At 67.6% G+C, this 15,404-nt stretch carries 15 protein-coding genes; 9 read left to right on the top strand and 6 right to left on the bottom strand.

Annotated elements, in window-relative coordinates; translation table 11 throughout:
- Positions 1-34 precede the first annotated feature (34 nt).
- The 3 genes from BM310_RS15940 to BM310_RS15950 are packed head-to-tail and all read right to left on the bottom strand — an operon-like array spanning position 35 to position 3,422.
- Complete coding sequence (locus BM310_RS15940; protein ID WP_089809570.1) at positions 35-2,428, bottom strand: heavy metal translocating P-type ATPase; 2,394 nt, start codon at positions 2,426-2,428, stop codon at positions 35-37.
- Positions 2,429-2,435: 7 nt separating this feature from the next.
- Positions 2,436-3,239, bottom strand: coding sequence for a sulfite exporter TauE/SafE family protein (locus BM310_RS15945; protein ID WP_089809571.1), 804 nt, complete (start codon positions 3,237-3,239; stop codon positions 2,436-2,438).
- 3 nt (positions 3,240-3,242) lie between these two features.
- On the bottom strand, positions 3,243-3,422 hold the full coding sequence (locus BM310_RS15950; RefSeq protein WP_394328069.1) for a hypothetical protein: 180 nt from the start codon (positions 3,420-3,422) through the stop codon (positions 3,243-3,245).
- 126 nt (positions 3,423-3,548) lie between these two features.
- Here BM310_RS15950 and BM310_RS15955 point away from each other — a divergent pair, with 126 nt between their 5' ends.
- The 5 genes from BM310_RS15955 to BM310_RS15975 are packed head-to-tail and all read left to right on the top strand — an operon-like array spanning position 3,549 to position 6,978.
- Positions 3,549-3,830 carry a ba3-type terminal oxidase subunit CbaD gene (locus tag BM310_RS15955; RefSeq protein WP_245778531.1) on the top strand — a complete coding sequence of 94 codons (282 nt, stop codon included), beginning with the start codon at positions 3,549-3,551 and terminating at the stop codon, positions 3,828-3,830.
- Positions 3,831-3,834: 4 nt separating this feature from the next.
- Entirely contained in the window at positions 3,835-4,350 is a 516-nt protein-coding gene (locus tag BM310_RS15960) for a cytochrome c oxidase subunit II (RefSeq protein WP_089809575.1), read from the top strand.
- Complete coding sequence (locus BM310_RS15965) at positions 4,351-6,072, top strand: b(o/a)3-type cytochrome-c oxidase subunit 1 (protein WP_089809577.1); 1,722 nt, start codon at positions 4,351-4,353, stop codon at positions 6,070-6,072.
- Positions 6,072-6,287: a CbaC protein gene (locus BM310_RS15970; RefSeq protein ID WP_089809579.1), complete on the top strand. Its 216-nt coding sequence runs from the start codon at positions 6,072-6,074 to the stop codon at positions 6,285-6,287. Before BM310_RS15965 ends, BM310_RS15970 begins: the two co-directional genes overlap by 1 nt.
- Before the next feature lie 31 nt (positions 6,288-6,318).
- The gene (locus BM310_RS15975; protein WP_089809581.1) at positions 6,319-6,978 is read left to right on the top strand and encodes a DUF7546 family protein; all 660 of its coding nucleotides are present in this window, start codon (positions 6,319-6,321) and stop codon (positions 6,976-6,978) included.
- Positions 6,979-7,316: 338 nt separating this feature from the next.
- On the opposite strand, the gene BM310_RS15980 is transcribed toward BM310_RS15975, so the two are convergent.
- Positions 7,317-7,544, bottom strand: a complete 228-nt coding sequence (locus BM310_RS15980) for a hypothetical protein (protein ID WP_089809925.1) — start codon at positions 7,542-7,544, stop codon at positions 7,317-7,319.
- A 112-nt stretch (positions 7,545-7,656) separates the two neighbouring features.
- Here BM310_RS15980 and BM310_RS15985 point away from each other — a divergent pair, with 112 nt between their 5' ends.
- The 3 genes from BM310_RS15985 to BM310_RS15995 all read left to right on the top strand — a co-directional run bounded on the left by BM310_RS15985 (position 7,657) and on the right by BM310_RS15995 (position 12,868).
- Positions 7,657-8,391, top strand: coding sequence for a TVP38/TMEM64 family protein (locus tag BM310_RS15985; RefSeq protein WP_089809583.1), 735 nt, complete (start codon positions 7,657-7,659; stop codon positions 8,389-8,391).
- A 235-nt stretch (positions 8,392-8,626) separates the two neighbouring features.
- A complete protein-coding gene (locus tag BM310_RS15990) occupies positions 8,627-11,575 on the top strand; it encodes a methyl-accepting chemotaxis protein (protein WP_089809585.1) in 2,949 nt (982 codons plus the stop codon).
- Positions 11,576-11,755: 180 nt separating this feature from the next.
- Positions 11,756-12,868, top strand: a complete 1,113-nt coding sequence (locus tag BM310_RS15995; RefSeq protein WP_089809587.1) for a CNNM domain-containing protein — start codon at positions 11,756-11,758, stop codon at positions 12,866-12,868.
- Between the two features lie 48 nt (positions 12,869-12,916).
- Here BM310_RS15995 and BM310_RS16000 read toward each other — a convergent pair whose 3' ends face one another.
- Complete coding sequence (locus tag BM310_RS16000; RefSeq protein ID WP_089809589.1) at positions 12,917-13,927, bottom strand: lysylphosphatidylglycerol synthase transmembrane domain-containing protein; 1,011 nt, start codon at positions 13,925-13,927, stop codon at positions 12,917-12,919.
- Positions 13,928-14,012: 85 nt separating this feature from the next.
- The gene (locus tag BM310_RS16005; protein WP_089809591.1) at positions 14,013-14,906 is read right to left on the bottom strand and encodes a sulfurtransferase; all 894 of its coding nucleotides are present in this window, start codon (positions 14,904-14,906) and stop codon (positions 14,013-14,015) included.
- Between the two features lie 173 nt (positions 14,907-15,079).
- Between BM310_RS16005 and BM310_RS16010 the strand changes: the two genes are divergently transcribed.
- Positions 15,080-15,400 carry a DUF5789 family protein gene (locus tag BM310_RS16010; protein WP_089809593.1) on the top strand — a complete coding sequence of 107 codons (321 nt, stop codon included), beginning with the start codon at positions 15,080-15,082 and terminating at the stop codon, positions 15,398-15,400.
- Positions 15,401-15,404: the final 4 nt, after the last annotated feature.

Below are 15,404 nucleotides of genomic sequence, written 5' to 3' on the forward strand. Positions count from 1 at the left end.
CGACCCGCCGCCTCGCGCCCGGCGTCGCCCCGACTCACTCCACCGACCGAGAGGAGTTGAGGACCACGAGGAGGCTGCTCGTCCCCATCGCGACGGCGGCGAGCAGGGGGTTGAGCAGGCCGAAGGCGGCCAGCGGGATGGCGACGAGGTTGTAGACGAACGCCCACGCGAGGTTCTCCCGGATGCGCCGGTGCGTCCCGGCGGCGACGGCGAACACCGTCGGGACGGCTTCGAGGCCGCGTTCGACCACGACGGCGTCGGCGGCGCTCCCGGCGAGGTCGGTGCCGGACCCGAAGGCGATGCCCACGTCCGCCGCGGCGAGTGCGGGGGCGTCGTTGGAGCCGTCGCCGACCATGGCGACGGTGCCGCGCGAGCGGAGGCGTTCGACCGTCTGGGCCTTCGCCTCCGGCGGGACGCCCGCGAACACTTCGTCGACCGCGGGGTGCGAGCGGAACTGCGCCGCCGCGCGTTCGTCGTCGCCGGTGAGGACGACTATCTCCCGGCCGGTGCCGAGTTCCGACAGCGTCTCGTCCCACGTCGCCCGGGGCGCGTCGCCCACGTCGAGGACGGCGCGCGCGGTCCGGTCCCACCCGACGAACACCGGCACGCGGCCGTCGTCGCGAACCGACTCGCCGGCGGCCGCGAGCGTCGCCGGAACCGAGAGCCCCTCCTCGCGGAGGAGGTCCGGATGGCCGACAACGACGCGCCGGCCGTCGACGGTCCCCGCCGCGCCTCGCCGGTGAATCGACGAGTCCGTCACCTCGGGGAGGCGGTCCGGGGCGCGTTCGACGACGGCCTTCGCGACCGGGTGGGCGGCGTGGCGTTCGACGGCCGCGGCCAGTTCGACCGCCGTCGCCTCGTCGGCCTCGCCGGTGGTCACGCCGCGGACGTGCATCCGGCCGTCGGTCAGCGTCCCCGTCTTGTCGAAGACGAGCACGTCCGCGTCGGGCGCGTCCTCGAAGACGGCGTCGGAGGCGACGACGACGCCCGCGTCGGCCGCGTCGCGGACGCCCGAGGCGACGGCCAGCGGCGTCGCCAACCCCAGCGCGCACGGACAGGAGACGACGAGGACCGTCAGCCCGTTCAGCAGGGCGTCCGCCGGCGACGACCCCAGCGCGAGGAAGCCCGCCGTCGTCACCGCCGCGAGGACGAGGACGAGGGGGACGAACACCGTCGCCAGCTTGTCTGCGAGTCGCTGCGCGCCGCCGCGGGAGGACTGAATCTCCCACAGCAGTTCCACGAGGCGGTCGAGCGTGCTCGTCGCGTCGGCGCCGACTTCGACCGTCAGGGAGTCGTCGGTGACGACGGAGCCGCCGACGACGGGGTCGCCCGGGCCGCGGGTGGTGGGCAGCGACTCGCCGGTGACGAGCGACTCGTCCACGGCGGCGCGCCCGTCGACGACGACGCCGTCCACCGGGACGCGTTCGCCGGGGCGGACGAGGACCCGGTCGCCGGGGGCGAGGGAGTCGACGGCGACGGACTCGGTCCGGCCGTCGTCGGTCACGCGCGTCGCGTCGGTCACGCGAGCGCTCGTCAGGTCGGTCAGCCGACTCGCGGCGCGGCGCTTTATGCGGTCCTCGTAGTAGTTGCCGAGCGTCACGACGAGGACGATTGCGACGCTCACGTCGAAGTAGACGTGCGTGCGGCCGACGAGCATCGACCCCACGCTGAAGACGTAGGCCGCGACGGCCGCGAGTGCGACGAGGAGGTCCATGTTCGGTTGTCGGGCGACGAGGCTCACGTACGCTCCCCGGAGGATGGGGTACCCGGTGTAGAACAGGACGATGGACGACATCACCCAGACGTTGGCGACGAGGTACAGTCCGTCGAATCCGTCGAGGCCGACGATGGGCTCGAAGCCGAGGTACGTCGGGTAGAGGAACAGCACGTACCAGACCATCACCATCATGCCGAAGACGCCGCCGCCGATGAGGAACGTCGCCAGCCCGGACTCCTCTTCGCCGTCGGTCGCCGCGTCGGGGTCGGCGGCGTCGTAGCCGTAGCGGCCGAGTCGGCCGACGAGCCCGTCGAGGTCGGTCCGGTCGGGGTCGTACGTGACCCGGAGCATGTCCGTCGCGTACGACGCCTCGGCGCCGTAGACGCCGTCGTCGCCGGCGGCGGTGGACTCGATGAACGTCTCGCAGGTGGCGCAGTGCATCCCGTCGACGGAGAGGAACGTCCGTTCGGCGTCCGCGGGGGCGTCCTCGCCGTCGTCGGGGGCGAGTTCCCGTTCGACGTCGGCCTCACCGACGGCGTCGGGGCCGCCGAGTGCGCGCGACACTTCGAGACAGCCGCGACAGCAGTACGCCCCGGGGACGTCGTCGCCGGTGACCGGGTCGTCGGGCGTCGGGAGGTCACAGAGCGAACACGCGCCGTCGCTCCGTTCGTCGGTCGACTCGCCGCGGAGCGCCCGTGAATCGTTGCTCACCGTCGTCTCACCCCAGCGGTTGGTACACCGGTATCATCGGGTGCGGGAGGTGGATGCCGACGAGCATCAGTCCGTGCGCCAACGGCAGGTAGCCGAGGACGAGGAACGCCGCCCCGAGCACGCGGTGCAGCGAGCGACGGCGACCGACCGACAGCGACCCGAGCGCCGTCCCGTAGACGAACAGCGTCGGGATGGTCCCGAGGCCGAGCAGGGAGAGCAGGAAGGCGGCCCGGACCGGGTCGGCCGTCGCGAACGCGTACAGGTACGCGGGGTAGGTAATCGGGCAGGGGAGGAACGCGTGTCCGACCCCCAGTCCGGCGATTCGCGCGTCGCCCACGAGGGAGTCGACTCGCCTCGTGAGCGCGGCGCTGACGCGCCTGAACGGAGCCGAGAGCGCGTCCGGGAGGCGAGCGGTCCCGCCGCCGGTCCCGCCGCGGAGGTACGAGACGCCGGTCGCCATGATGAGGACGCCGACGAGGACGCCCGTCGTCGCGCGGACCCCCGTTCCGAGGGCGACGACGGCGTCCAACGCGCCGACGGTGACCGCGCCGACGGCCGCGAGGACGGCACCGACGACGGCGTAGCCCGCCGCGCGCCCGAGGTTGAACAGGCCGTGCTGTCTGACCTGTCTGACGGTGAGTGCGGCGTCGCCGCCCTCGGTCTCCCGGAGTCGGTCGGCGTAGACGCTCACGAGCGGGCCACACATCCCCAGGCAGTGTGCGCCGCCGAGGGCGCCGACGACGAGGAAGACACCGGCCTCGACGCCCGTCGCCGGGAGCGACATCCCGCCGTGAGTGGAGAGCGGTACCATGACCTACGGGGAGGGGCCGTGCTCGGTCGCGTCGTGGTCGTCGTGGCCGTTCTCGGTGGGTGACAGCAAGAGATAGAGGCTGTAGGTGATGATGAGGACGTTCACGAACGTCACCGCCCCCGCCCACCACGTCCGTCCGAGTCCGAAGAGGACGACCGGGAGGAGTGCGAGCAGTGCAATCATCCCCGCGACCCGCGGTGTAAAGCGCATATCGGCAGATAGCACGGGGTAAGGTTGCTGCCTTCGCTGATTCCCATTCAGTTAGAATCTACGTTCTCGTTGAAGGGACATCAGTCGATACCGAACTGTATGGCAGCTGAATCGGACGAGGGGTTGGACGAAACGAACCCCGTTCGTGGGGAATCTGGAGCGACCGAACCGGTCGCCGCACCGGACGCCGACCTGTCAGACCAGACGGGTTACGTCATCGGGTCCGGCGGGACCGGCATCGAACGACGAATCGGTCACGACGACTTCGACCCGGTGGGGACGCTCGTCCTCATCGGCATCTACATGGCGATTCTGGCGGCGATGTGGGTGTTCATGTACTTCATCGAGTTCCTGGGCGGCGACCTCACGGTGATCGGGTGACACGATGGAGATACACAAATACGAGAAACTCTGGCTTGCGGGCGCACTACTGCTCATCGTCGGCTTCATCGCCACCGTCTCGTACGGGGCGGTCGGGGCCGGCGTCGAGATGATCGATAACGACGGGGGACAGGTCGACCCCGACTCGCTCGACCAGCATCCGAAGTTCGGCGAACCGGGAACGTACGCGTCAGAGGACGGCGACTACGACGTCTACGTCGTCGCCCAGCAGTTCGCCTTCGTCCCGGGGACGGAAGAGCCCGTTCGGGTACCGGCGAACTCGGAGGTGACGTTCCACGTCACGTCGCGCGACGTCATCCACGGCTACGAAATCGTCGGCACGAACGCGAACACGATGGCCATCCCCGGTCAGGTGGCGACGATGACCGTCGAGTTCAACGAGGCGGGCGAGTACGGCCTGCTGTGTAACGAGTACTGCGGGTCGGCGCACCACGCCATGGAGGGGAAGATAGTCGTGGTCCCGCAGGACGAGTGGAACGAGAGCATGGAGGTGAACTGAATGTCTACGTTCGTCGATGACTACCCCGAGGAGTCGAAAATCGTACAGGCGTCGCTGGCGGTCGCGTTCGTCGCGTTAGGTATCGGTGCGTTCTTCGGCCTGATACAGGCGCTGCACCGCACGAACGTCCTCCGCATCTTCAGTTCGGTGGACTACTACACGTTGCTGACGGGCCACGGCGTGCTGTTGGCCATCGTGTTCACCATCTTCTTCCTCGTCGGCCTGTTCACGTGGGCCGTCACCAAGAGCCTGGACAGACCGGCCCCGGACATCCGCCTGACGTGGGCGTGGTTCGGGCTGATGACGACGGGCGCGACGCTCGTCGCCGTCGCCATCCTCTCCGGTCTGTTCCCCAGCATCCCGATGAGCGCGGACGTGCTCTACACGTTCTACGCGCCGTTGCAGGCGCACCCGGTGTTCTACATCGGACTGGCGATGTTCATCGTGGGGACGTGGATGGCGGGCGCCGACTGGTTCCTCGCCTACCGCGAGTGGCGCGGCGAGAACCCCGGCGAGCGGATTCCGCTCCAGACGTTCATGGTGCTGACGACGATGATAATGTGGTACATCGCGACGCTCGGCGTCGCCGTGAGCGTCGTCGTCTTCCTCATCCCGTGGTCGATGGGGCTGGTCGACTCTGTGAACCCGCTCCTCACCAGGACGCTGTTCTGGTACTTCGGGCACCCCATCGTCTACTTCTGGCTGATGCCGGCGTACCTGCTGTGGTACACCGTCCTGCCGAAACTCGCGGGCGGCCGACTGTTCAGCGACCCGCTCGCACGCGTGGTGTTCGTGCTGTTCCTCCTGCTGTCGACGCCGGTGGGCATCCACCACCAGTACCTCGACCCCGGCATCGCGGAGGGCTTCAAGTTCATCGCGATGACGAACACGATGTTCCTCCTGCTGCCGTCGCTGTTGACCGCGTTCACCGTCGTCGCCAGCATGGAACACGGCGCGCGGCAACGCGGCGGCGAGGGCTACCTCGGCTGGCTCGGCGCACTCCCGTGGCGCGACCCGGCGTTCACCGGGATGGCGCTCGCGGGGCTGATGTTCGCCGCCGGCGGCTTCTCCGGCATGGTGAACGCCGGGATGAACATCAACTACCTCGTCCACAACACGCTGTGGGTACCCGGTCACTTCCACATGACCGTCGGCACCGCCGTCGCCCTCACCATGATGGCGGGAACGTACTGGCTGCTCCCACAGATAACGGGCAAGAAGGTCTACAGCCGACCCATCGGCCTCCTGCAGGTCGTGATGTGGTTCGTCGGCATGGTGTTCATGTCCAACGCGATGCACCGCGGCGGACTGCTGGGCATCCCCCGGCGGACCGCAGAGCCGCAGTACACGAACTTCGACTTCGTCACCGCCGTCGGGAGTATCGGCGAGATTCGAATGCAGATAGCGCTCGGCGGGACGCTGCTGTTCCTCAGCGTCGTCCTGTTCCTGTTCAACGTCGCCGCGACGTGGGCGGACGACCGCACCGAGACGCCCGTCGACGACTACCTGCCCGAACCGCTGTCGGGTCCGAGCGGGTCGCCGGTGGTCCTCGACAACCTCGCGCTGTGGACGGGTATCGCCATCGTGCTCGTCGTCCTCGCGTACACGCTTCCGCTCGCGAGCATCATCGGCGACGCCGGCCTGTTCGGCAGTAGCGGCGGCTTCCCGGCCACCGTCACGCTGGACGGACTCGTGCGGATCATCGCGGGGGTGATGGGCTGATGCGCCGGCTCTCGCCCGCACTGCTCATGGTACTCGCGGCGTTCACCGTTCCGGTCGCCATCGAGATGCGGACGGTGGCCGGGTTCTTCGGCTACGACCTCCCGCTCGTCGCCGTCGCCGGGTTCGAACTCCTGTTGCTCGGCGTCCTGCTCGTCGTCTACCTGCTCGGCGAGACCGAACCGGCCGACGACGCCGACTCCGCCTCGCCGCGGTAGCGCCGACGACCGAACGCCTCCGTCCACGCACATGACCGAGACGACGACACGACCGACCGCGCTCGCTCGCGGCCCGACGCGGACGCTCCGCCTCCTCGCGAGTCTCGTCGCCGTCGAGACGCTGCTCGTCGTCGGGTACCTGCTGGTGTCGGAGACGACGGTGCTGTCGGTTCGCTACGTCTCGTACCCGCTCGTGTGGGTGAACCTCGGCGTCCTCGCCGTCGACGCGGTGGACGTCCCCCGGCCGACCGACCGGCGGACGCTCGTCGCCGCCGTCGTCGCCGCCGTCTACTTCGCCGTCCTCGCGTGGACCACCGGCCTCGTCGGACCCGGCACGGGCGACCCGTTCTCGGTCCGTCTGCTCTGGGCCGTCCCCGGGTGGGGGCCGGTCCTCCTCGTCGGCGGCCCGGTGAGTCTGGCGCTCGTCCCGTTCGAGGCCATCGGGTACGGCTGTCTGGCCGTCCTCGTCTACGGCAGTCTCGTGCGCGCGACGGCGGGCGCGCTCTCCGGCGCACTCGGACTGGCGACGTGCGTGAGTTGCGTCGGCCCCGTCGTCGCGGGTGCCGTCGCGGGGGTCGGCGGCGGCGTGTCGACCGCGGTCGCGGGCGCGGCGAACGGGCCGTTCGCCTACGACCTCTCGACGGCGCTGTTCGTCGTCACCGTCGGCGCGCTGTGGTACACGCTTCGCTGAGAGTGTTCCGTCCGTCGTTTGCTCGGATACGTCTCTCGAAATACGTGTTGCACACCGACACAGAAGATACGCCACGGGAGCCTCTGTTCCGTAAACAGGCGACGGAATTCCGTCTCGAACCGCCTTCGAACGACGATACTGGCCCGTGTCTATCAGTTGACGAGGCGTATCGAGGATGTCGTCGAGCGATTCACGAGTCGCGCCGGCCGACAGTCAGTCCCGTGTGAGCGCCCGAGCGTGGCGACAGGTCCGCCGTGACGGCCGAGTGTCTCGGAGCGGAGGTGACGGCGGAGAACTGGAGAAGCGACGGTCGGACGAACGGGCGAACGAGCGAACGATTACCGGGCGGGGGTGGCGCGGTGGACGGCGGCCGCGGTGACGACGAGGAGGATGCCGAAGACGAGCGTCATCCCCAGTTCGGCCGACATGGTCGCCAGCCCACCGACGGACTGGAGAATCGCGTAGCCGGCGATTGCCGTCAACACGACGCCGAGGACGACGAAGACGCCGAGGGCGGTTTTGATGGGGTCGATGCCGACGGAACGGGTGGGTTGACTGTGACTCATCTCGTCTCTGTCTACGATGCGGAATATCATATAGAGCCGAAACGTTTCCCAGATTCCGAGAATCGGGTCGTCACGGCAGCATAAGTACCAGGCGCGCGTCGGGAGACGCACAGTGGCAACGGACGGGTTCTTCCGGCGGTTGTGGACACGGGTCGACTCGATACAGGTGTTCGCGTCGCGCCGAAAGCGACGGCGATTCCTCCTGCACCTCGTCCTCGCCGTCCTCGCCCTCGCCGTCGTCGCGGTCCTGGCGCGCCGGCACCTCGTGTTCCTGACGGACGCGGACGAACTGCGCGCGTTCATCCGAGGCTACGGCGTCTGGGCTCCGGTCGTCCTCGTCTCCCTCCAGGCTCTGCAGGTCGTCGCGGCGCCGGTTCCGGGGCAGATTCTGGCGCTCGTGGCCGGCTACCTGTTCGGCGCCTGGTGGGGGACGCTCTACAACGTCGTCGGCATCACCATCGGTAGCACCGTCGCCTTCTGGCTCTCGCGGCGGTTCGGTCGAGCGTACGTCGAAGGGATAGTACACGAGGACGCGCTCGCCCGCTTCGACGCTATCGACGACGACCACGCCCGTCTGGCGCTGTTCGTGTTCTTCCTCGTTCCCGGCCTGCCGGACGACGTGCTCTGCTTCGCCGGTGGCCTCACCCGCATCCCGCTGTGGCAACTGGTCGCACTCGCCATCGTCGGCCGGACGCCGGCGTTCTTCCTCACGAACGTCGTCGGCGGCCTCCTCGGGACGAATCGAATCGGTCCCGCACTCGGTCTCGCGGCCCTCATCGTCGTCGCGTCGGTGCTGGGGTACCTGAACCGCGACCGACTGATCGGCCTCCTGAGCGACGACCGGTAGTCCCCACCGGCCGACGTCGTGACCCCCGAACGTGTCGACCACTCCATCGGATAGTCGTCCGAGTATCTCTCGTGATATTTTGAACGAAGATTCTATATAGAATATATCTCACTCTTGGACTAATGTTACACATACGGTCGAAGCGTGAGGGCGACGGCCGAATATCGACGGAGTCGGAGGGAAGACCAGAGCGGCGGTCTGCGATGGCGAATATCAGTCGAAGGTGTCGTCAGCGATGAACATTCGAACGAAGCTCATCGCGCTGTGCCTCGTCATCTCGTTGGTTCCCGTCTCCGTCGTCGGGGGAGCGGGGATACAAGAAATGAATAGTATTGGGAACTACGCACAGGATCAGAGTGCCAGACACATGGAGGCGCAGGTGACGGGTGAACTGAACAACACCGTCGTCGCGAGACAGGAGCAGATACAGAACGTTTTGGACGTCCGCCGCGTCGACGCGCGGTCGCTGGCCGACTCCTCGCCGGTGCAGAACTATCAGGCCGCGAGGGCGGGCGAGTGGGAACTCGTGCAGCGACAGAGTCGGACGCAACTCGGTCACATGGCGCTTCAGATGCGGACGACCGTCGAGAGCACGAAAGAGACCGTTCTGCGGGAGAAGTACGGCGGGCGGTCCTGGGAGGAACTCTCGCCGGCGGAGCAGCGTCGAGTCGAAGACGAGGTGGAGCGAATCGTCGCCGGCAAGGCCGGAGACGGGACGCGTTCGGACGGCACCGCGTCCAAGATGTTCCAACCGGGGTACATCGGTGACACGGGGTACGCCTACATCACCGACCGCGACTCGAACATCGTCGTCCACCACAACCTCGAAGACGGATTCAACCTCGTGGACAACGCCTCCCTGACGGTGTTCGACGAGGTGGCGACGACCATCGACGAGGAGCAGGCGATTCGGAACGGCACGAGGTGGGGTATCGCCGAGTACGAGTGGGAGGACACCACACAGGCGGGCAACCCGGTGGAGAAGAAGTTCGTCGCGTACGCCTACCACGAGGACTTCGACTGGGTCCTCGCGCCGAGCGTCTACTACTACGAACTCCAGACCACCGCGAGCGAGAGTGCCAAGGACCGAATCAACGCCTCCTTCGAGAGCTACCTGAACACCCGGTCGGTGTCGGTTCGGGGGGAGGAGCGGCCGGCGTACGACGAGATAATCCTGACCGACGAGGACGGACAGGGCGTCGTGCGGGCGGTGCGGACGGACGACGGCGTCGTCACGGAGTCCGTCGAACGCGTCTCCTACGCCGACACCGACTGGTTCGCGGGCGGCGAGTCGATGGCCGAGGGCGAGGTACACGTCGGCGACGTGCGAACCGTTGACGGCGAACGAGTCGTCTACCTCTCGACGCCGGTGTATCAGGACGGCGAGTTCTCGGGAACCGTCGCGCTCAGGTTCGATTACGGCATCCTCTCGGCGATGACGAACGGGGTGACTGTCGGCGAAACCGGACATCTGAGCATCGTGAACGGCGAGGGACGGATACTGAGCCACCCCAACGCGTCCGTCGTCGAGTCCGGAGCACGGATAACCGACGAGTCACACGCGGGTGGCCTCGCCAGCGTGGCCGAGAACCGAATTCTCGCGGGTGAACGCGGACTCAGCACGTACGCGCGAGGCACCGAGGGGGGCGGCGACCGATACTACGTCGGGTACGCCCCACTGGAGTTCGGGACCGAACAGTTCGCGTTGCTCGCGACGGTCCCCGAAGAGGACGTGACGGGGGCGAGCGACGCACTCGGTCGCGAACTGAGCGACCGCACGTCGTCGGCGCTGACGTTCTTCCTGCTCCTGATCGGCGGTGCCGCCGTGGCGGTCATCGGGCTGGGATACGCCGCGGCGCGGTACTTCTCGGAACCAATCGAACAGCTTCGAGACCACGCGACGGCACTCGCTCGGGGGCGGTTCGACGGCGACGTCGACATCGAAGCGCCCGACGACGAAATCGGCGAACTCGTCGAGGCGTTCGACGAGATGCAGTCGAACCTCAGACGGCAAGTGACGGAACTGCGGACCGTCAGCCAGAACCTCGGCGACGGCGACCTGAACCAGACGGTCAGAACCGACCTGCCCGGCGAGTTCGGGGCCATCATGTCCGACCTCGACGACGGAATCGAGAAGATACGGCAGAGCCTCGTGGAGGTCAACGACGTCGCCGACCGGTTCGCGGAGGTGAGCAGCGAGACGGTCGTGAGCGCCGAGGAGATAGAGGCGGCGAGTCAGGCCACCGCCCAGTCGGTCGAGGAGATAGCGCACGGCGCCGAACAGCAGACCGAGCAACTGCAGGTCGCAGCGGGCGAGATGAACGACCTCTCGGCGACCATCGAGGAGGTGGCCGCGTCGGCCGACGGCGTGGTCGAGACGGCGAACGAAGCCGTCTCACTGGCGGACCGCGGGAGAGAGCACGCCGCGGACGCGACGCGGGAGATTTCGGCCATCGAGAGCGAGACGGCCACCGCCGTCTCGCAGGTCGAAGCGCTCAGCGACCGCATCGACGAGATAAACGACATCGTCCAGCTCATCACCGACATCACCGAGCAGACCGACCTGCTGGCGCTCAACGCGTCTATCGAGGCCGCCCGCGCCGGCGAGGTCGGGCAGGGCTTCGCCGTCGTCGCCAACGAGATACAGGGACTGGCGAACGAGGCCGAGGAGGCGACCGAACAGGTCGAGGACCTCATCGACGAGATACGGGACGACACCGACGAAACGGTCGAGGACATCCAGTCGATGCGAGAACGCGTCGAGAGCGGTGCCGAGACCATCGAGGACGCCATCGAGATGTTCGACGACATCGCGGAGGCGAGCGAGGAAGCCGAACACGGCGTCCGGGAGATATCCGAGTCGACGGAGGACCAGGCGCGGTCGACGGAGGAAGTCGTGTCGATGGTGGACGACGTCTCCAGCGTGAGCGAGGAGACGGCCTCGGAGGCCAGCACGGTATCGGCCGCGACGGAAGAACAGACCGCCTCCATCAACGAGGTCACCCAGAACGTCCAGACCGTCTCCGAATCGGCACAGTCGCTCCGAGAACTCGTGACGCAGTTCGACGTCGGCAGGGGGGGCGAGTCACTCGACGGGGGCGCGAGTGAGTCTTCTTCCGCACCCGCCGCCTCGGAGGCGGTGGCAGTCGGCGACGACGCGGGGCCGTCGGGAGCGAGCGACTGACGCGCGAGTCCATCGGCCGCGTCCGACGACGCATCGGCCGAAGCGGATACAGGTCGCGACGGAGTATCCTCGTCTCGAGGACTCTTTCGATGCAACTGCGGAGACGATGTCGGCGACGACGGACCGGGCGGCCGAAAGAACAGGGTTTAGTGACGCGTCGTCGTTCGTGGAAACCGACACATGGTTGAAATCGCAACGCTCGGTCGGCTGTTCGCCGGAGTCGTGCTCCTACTCGGCAACGCCTACTTCGTCACTATCGAGTTCGCGATGACCCGCGTCCGTCAGTTCACCGAGGACCAGTTCCAGGGGTCCCGGGGACTCGAACGCGCGTGGAGCATGACCGAACGGCTGGAGATATTCCTCTCCGGCTGTCAGCTCGGCATCACCATCTGTAGCGTCGGGCTGGGCGTCGTCGCCGAACCAGCCCTCGCCGCGGTTCTGGACCCGGTGATACGGAGTCTCGGCCTCCAGGGCGTTCTCGGGTCGGGTGGTGAGGGCGGACACGCGGCGCTGTCCGCGATAACCGCGTTGGCGTTCATCAACATCCTCCACTTGACCGTCGGCGAGCAAGCGCCGACGTACCTCGGAATCGAGCGGTCCAAGCAGGTGGCGAAGTACGGGGCTCCCATCCTCTACTGGTGGACGCGGATATTCTCCCCGGTCATCCGCTTCGCCGACTGGCTGGCGAAGGCCATCCTCTCTCTGTTCGGCGTCAGCATCACCCGCTCCTGGGCCGAAGAGGAGGTGGAGGGCGAGGAGACGCCGTCGCGAGGGGAACTCCTCAGCGACATGGGCGACGCGCTGGCGCAGTTGGACATGCCCGAGGACCGCAGAGACGAGGTTCTCAACGCCGTCGCCATCGACCGGGTTCGGACTTCGGACATCATGGTCGACCGCGACGACATCGTCTCCGTCTCGACGGAACGCTCGACCGAAGAGAACCTCGAGACGGTGCGGTCGAACTCCCACACGCGCTTTCCGCTCGTCGGCGAGAGCGTCGACGACGTGGTCGGGACCATCTACCTCCCCGCGCTCGTGCAGGCGATGGACGCCATCGAACGGGGCGAGACGGCGTTCGCCGACATCGCCTCGGAGCCGATGACCGTCGCTCCGGACGTCCCCGTCGCCGACCTCATCGACGAGTTTCAGGCGGCCGAGCAAGAGATAGCTCTCGTCGTCGAGGAGGGTCGGACGGTCGGGCTGATAACCGCCACCGACGCGTTCGAGACCATCACGGGCGAACTCGAGGACCCGATGGACGAGGACGCGGACCGCGACGAACCGGCGTCGTAACGCGCCGCGGCGTGAGGACGTTCTCTCGACTGGGTGGACCGACGCGATTCAACCGCGATACGTGAGCCACAGCGTCGCGCTCCCGCCGACCGGGAGGACGAACCAGAAGCTCGCGACGCGGTAGAGGAGCGCTATCGCGGCGGCCGTCGCCGTATCGACGCCCGCGAGTGCGACGAGCAGGCCCGTGACGGCGGCTTCGACGCCGCCCAGACCGCCCGGCGTCGGCACCAGACTCGCCATCGCGCTCGCGGGGACGACGAACGCGACCAACTGGAGCGGGAGCGAGACGCCGACGGCCCACGCGGCCAGCCACAACGGGAGTGCGAAAAACACCCATCCGACGTAGGCGAACGCGAGCGTCTCGGCCACCCACGACCGGCGTGCGCCGAGGTCACCGAGCAACGAGAAGAACTGCGCGGCGCGTTGTTCGATGCTCTCGCTGTCCACGAACCGGACGCGGGAGGCTATCGGGTCCAGTATCCGACTGAGCCACCGCGTCGCCGCCCCGCGGGCCCGCCAGACGCCGTATCCGACGAGCGGGAGACACAGTGCCATCACGCCGAGTCCGTACACCAGCGCGCGGACGTTCCTCGGGACGCTCCCGGTGAGTCCGAGCACGACTACGCCGACGCCGGCGAACGAGAAGAACGGCAGGAGGTTCAGCGCGTCGGTGGTCACGACGCTCGCGAGCGACTCCTCGTAGCTCGCGTCGTGGTCCGCCGACAGCACCGCCGCTACGAACGGGCCGCCACCGGCCTTCCCGAACGGCGTGACGTAGTCGGCGAACGTCGCGGCGAAGTACGTCGGGACGAGGTCCCGATACGGCACGTCGACGTTCAGCGATGCGAGCACCGTCTCCCAGCCTTTCGCCCAGAGCGAGAGCGCGACGAGCGAACTCGCGCAGGCGAGGACGACTGGCGTCGGGTCGGCCGAGGCCAGCGCAGAGAGGATCGACTGCCACCCGAGGACGTAGCCGAACGCGTACAGCAGTGCCGCGGCGACGAGAAACCCGACGAGAGACTTCGCGACGGCCCGACGGTCGAACGCTGACTCGCTCATCGCAGGGGCGTTCACACAGCGAACGGAAAAGTCAGATGGCGGGCGGTCTCCCGGGCGGCGGGCGACTCAGCGGACGACGGGCGGTTCAGCCCTTGTTCGCACGGGACGCGGGGTCGTCAATCTCGACTTCGATGGGCGAGCGAATGAGGTTGCCCCACTCGGTCCACGACCCGTCGTAGTTCCGCACGTCGTCCCAGCCGAGCAGTTCGTGCAGCGTGAACCACGTGATGGACGAGCGCTCGCCGATTCGGCAGTAGGTGACGACTTGGCTGTCGCCCTCGATGCCGTACTCGGCGTACATCTCCTCCAGTTCATCGCGCCCCTTGAAGCGGCCGTCGTCGGCGAGGTTCTCGCTCCACGTGACGTTCTCCGCGCCGGGGATGTGACCGGCACGCTGGGCGGTTTCGGGGCTGCCCTCGGGCGCTATCTTCTCGCCGCGGTACTCCTCGCCGCTTCGAACGTCCACGAGGGGAACGTCCAGTTCGAGCGCGTCGTCGACGCCCTCGCGGTAGATTCGGAGGCCGTCGAACGGGCCGCTGGCGTCGTACTCCCGTTCGGGAAAGTCGGGCTCCTCGGTGCTCGTCGGGTAGTCGTTCTCCATCCAGTACGGGCGGCCCCCGTCGAGCAGTCGAACGTCGTCGTGGCCGTAGTACTTGAACTGCCAGTAGGTGTAAGCGGCCCACTGGTTGGACTCGTCGCCGTACAGGACGACGGTCGAGTCCTCGGTGATGCCGGCCTCGCCCATCATCTCCGCGAAGTCCTCCTTGTGGAGGATGTCGCGCTGGACCGAATCCTGGAGGTGCTGCCCCCAGCGGAACCCCACGGCGTTCGGGATATGCGACTCCCCGTACGACTCCTCGTAGTCGATGTCGGCCTCGACGAGGCGGTAGTCCGGGTCGTCGCTCCCGAACTGTTCGAGGTGGTCTTCGACCCAGTCGGCGGTGACGAGGGCGTCGCTGGCATAGTCTCGGGAACTCATGAGTACGTCCGACGCTGGTCTCGCCACGTCCAATAATCATTGGGCCGAGCGCACGGACAGACGGCGTCGGGGAACGTTCACCTCAGCGGGGCCGAATCGAGCGTAGACGACGAATTTCGTCGGTCTCGAAGGGCCACAGAGCATTTGTGAGTCGATACCGAACCACAGACCGAATGACCGACGCAGAACAGCGCCGGAGCCGCGAACTGGGCATCGAATTCGGCGAATTGAGCGAGAAACTGGAGTCCCACGAGTACCGGGCGACGAAAGCGGAACTCGTGAGCGAGTACGGAGAGCGGACGCTACGGCTCCCCGGCGGCGAGACGACGTTCGCGGAGACGCTGTCGCCCTACGACGCCGACGAGTCGTTCGCGTCCGCGGGCGAAGTCCGGCGAGCGGTGGTCACGACAGTCGGGTCAGACGCGGTCGGTCGCGAGCGGTACAGCGACCGCGGAATCGGGAACAGGCTGGACGAGGACGACGAGTCCGTCTGAGCGG

Origin of the sequence: Halogeometricum rufum, assembly GCF_900112175.1 — an archaeon.
In the GTDB taxonomy this organism is placed as follows: Archaea; Halobacteriota; Halobacteria; order Halobacteriales; family Haloferacaceae; genus Halogeometricum; species Halogeometricum rufum.

Coding starts and splice junctions, on each gene's coding strand:
- BM310_RS15945 (WP_089809571.1), bottom strand. CDS start 3,239: ATGGTACCGCTCTCCACTCACGGCGGGATGTCGCTCCCGGCGACGGGC.
- BM310_RS15950 (WP_394328069.1), bottom strand. CDS start 3,422: ATGATTGCACTGCTCGCACTCCTCCCGGTCGTCCTCTTCGGACTCGGA.
- BM310_RS15955 (WP_245778531.1), top strand. CDS start 3,549: ATGGCAGCTGAATCGGACGAGGGGTTGGACGAAACGAACCCCGTTCGT.
- BM310_RS15960 (WP_089809575.1), top strand. CDS start 3,835: ATGGAGATACACAAATACGAGAAACTCTGGCTTGCGGGCGCACTACTG.
- BM310_RS15965 (WP_089809577.1), top strand. CDS start 4,351: ATGTCTACGTTCGTCGATGACTACCCCGAGGAGTCGAAAATCGTACAG.
- BM310_RS15970 (WP_089809579.1), top strand. CDS start 6,072: ATGCGCCGGCTCTCGCCCGCACTGCTCATGGTACTCGCGGCGTTCACC.
- BM310_RS15975 (WP_089809581.1), top strand. CDS start 6,319: ATGACCGAGACGACGACACGACCGACCGCGCTCGCTCGCGGCCCGACG.
- BM310_RS15980 (WP_089809925.1), bottom strand. CDS start 7,544: ATGAGTCACAGTCAACCCACCCGTTCCGTCGGCATCGACCCCATCAAA.
- BM310_RS15990 (WP_089809585.1), top strand. CDS start 8,627: ATGAACATTCGAACGAAGCTCATCGCGCTGTGCCTCGTCATCTCGTTG.
- BM310_RS15995 (WP_089809587.1), top strand. CDS start 11,756: ATGGTTGAAATCGCAACGCTCGGTCGGCTGTTCGCCGGAGTCGTGCTC.
- BM310_RS16000 (WP_089809589.1), bottom strand. CDS start 13,927: ATGAGCGAGTCAGCGTTCGACCGTCGGGCCGTCGCGAAGTCTCTCGTC.
- BM310_RS16005 (WP_089809591.1), bottom strand. CDS start 14,906: ATGAGTTCCCGAGACTATGCCAGCGACGCCCTCGTCACCGCCGACTGG.
- BM310_RS16010 (WP_089809593.1), top strand. CDS start 15,080: ATGACCGACGCAGAACAGCGCCGGAGCCGCGAACTGGGCATCGAATTC.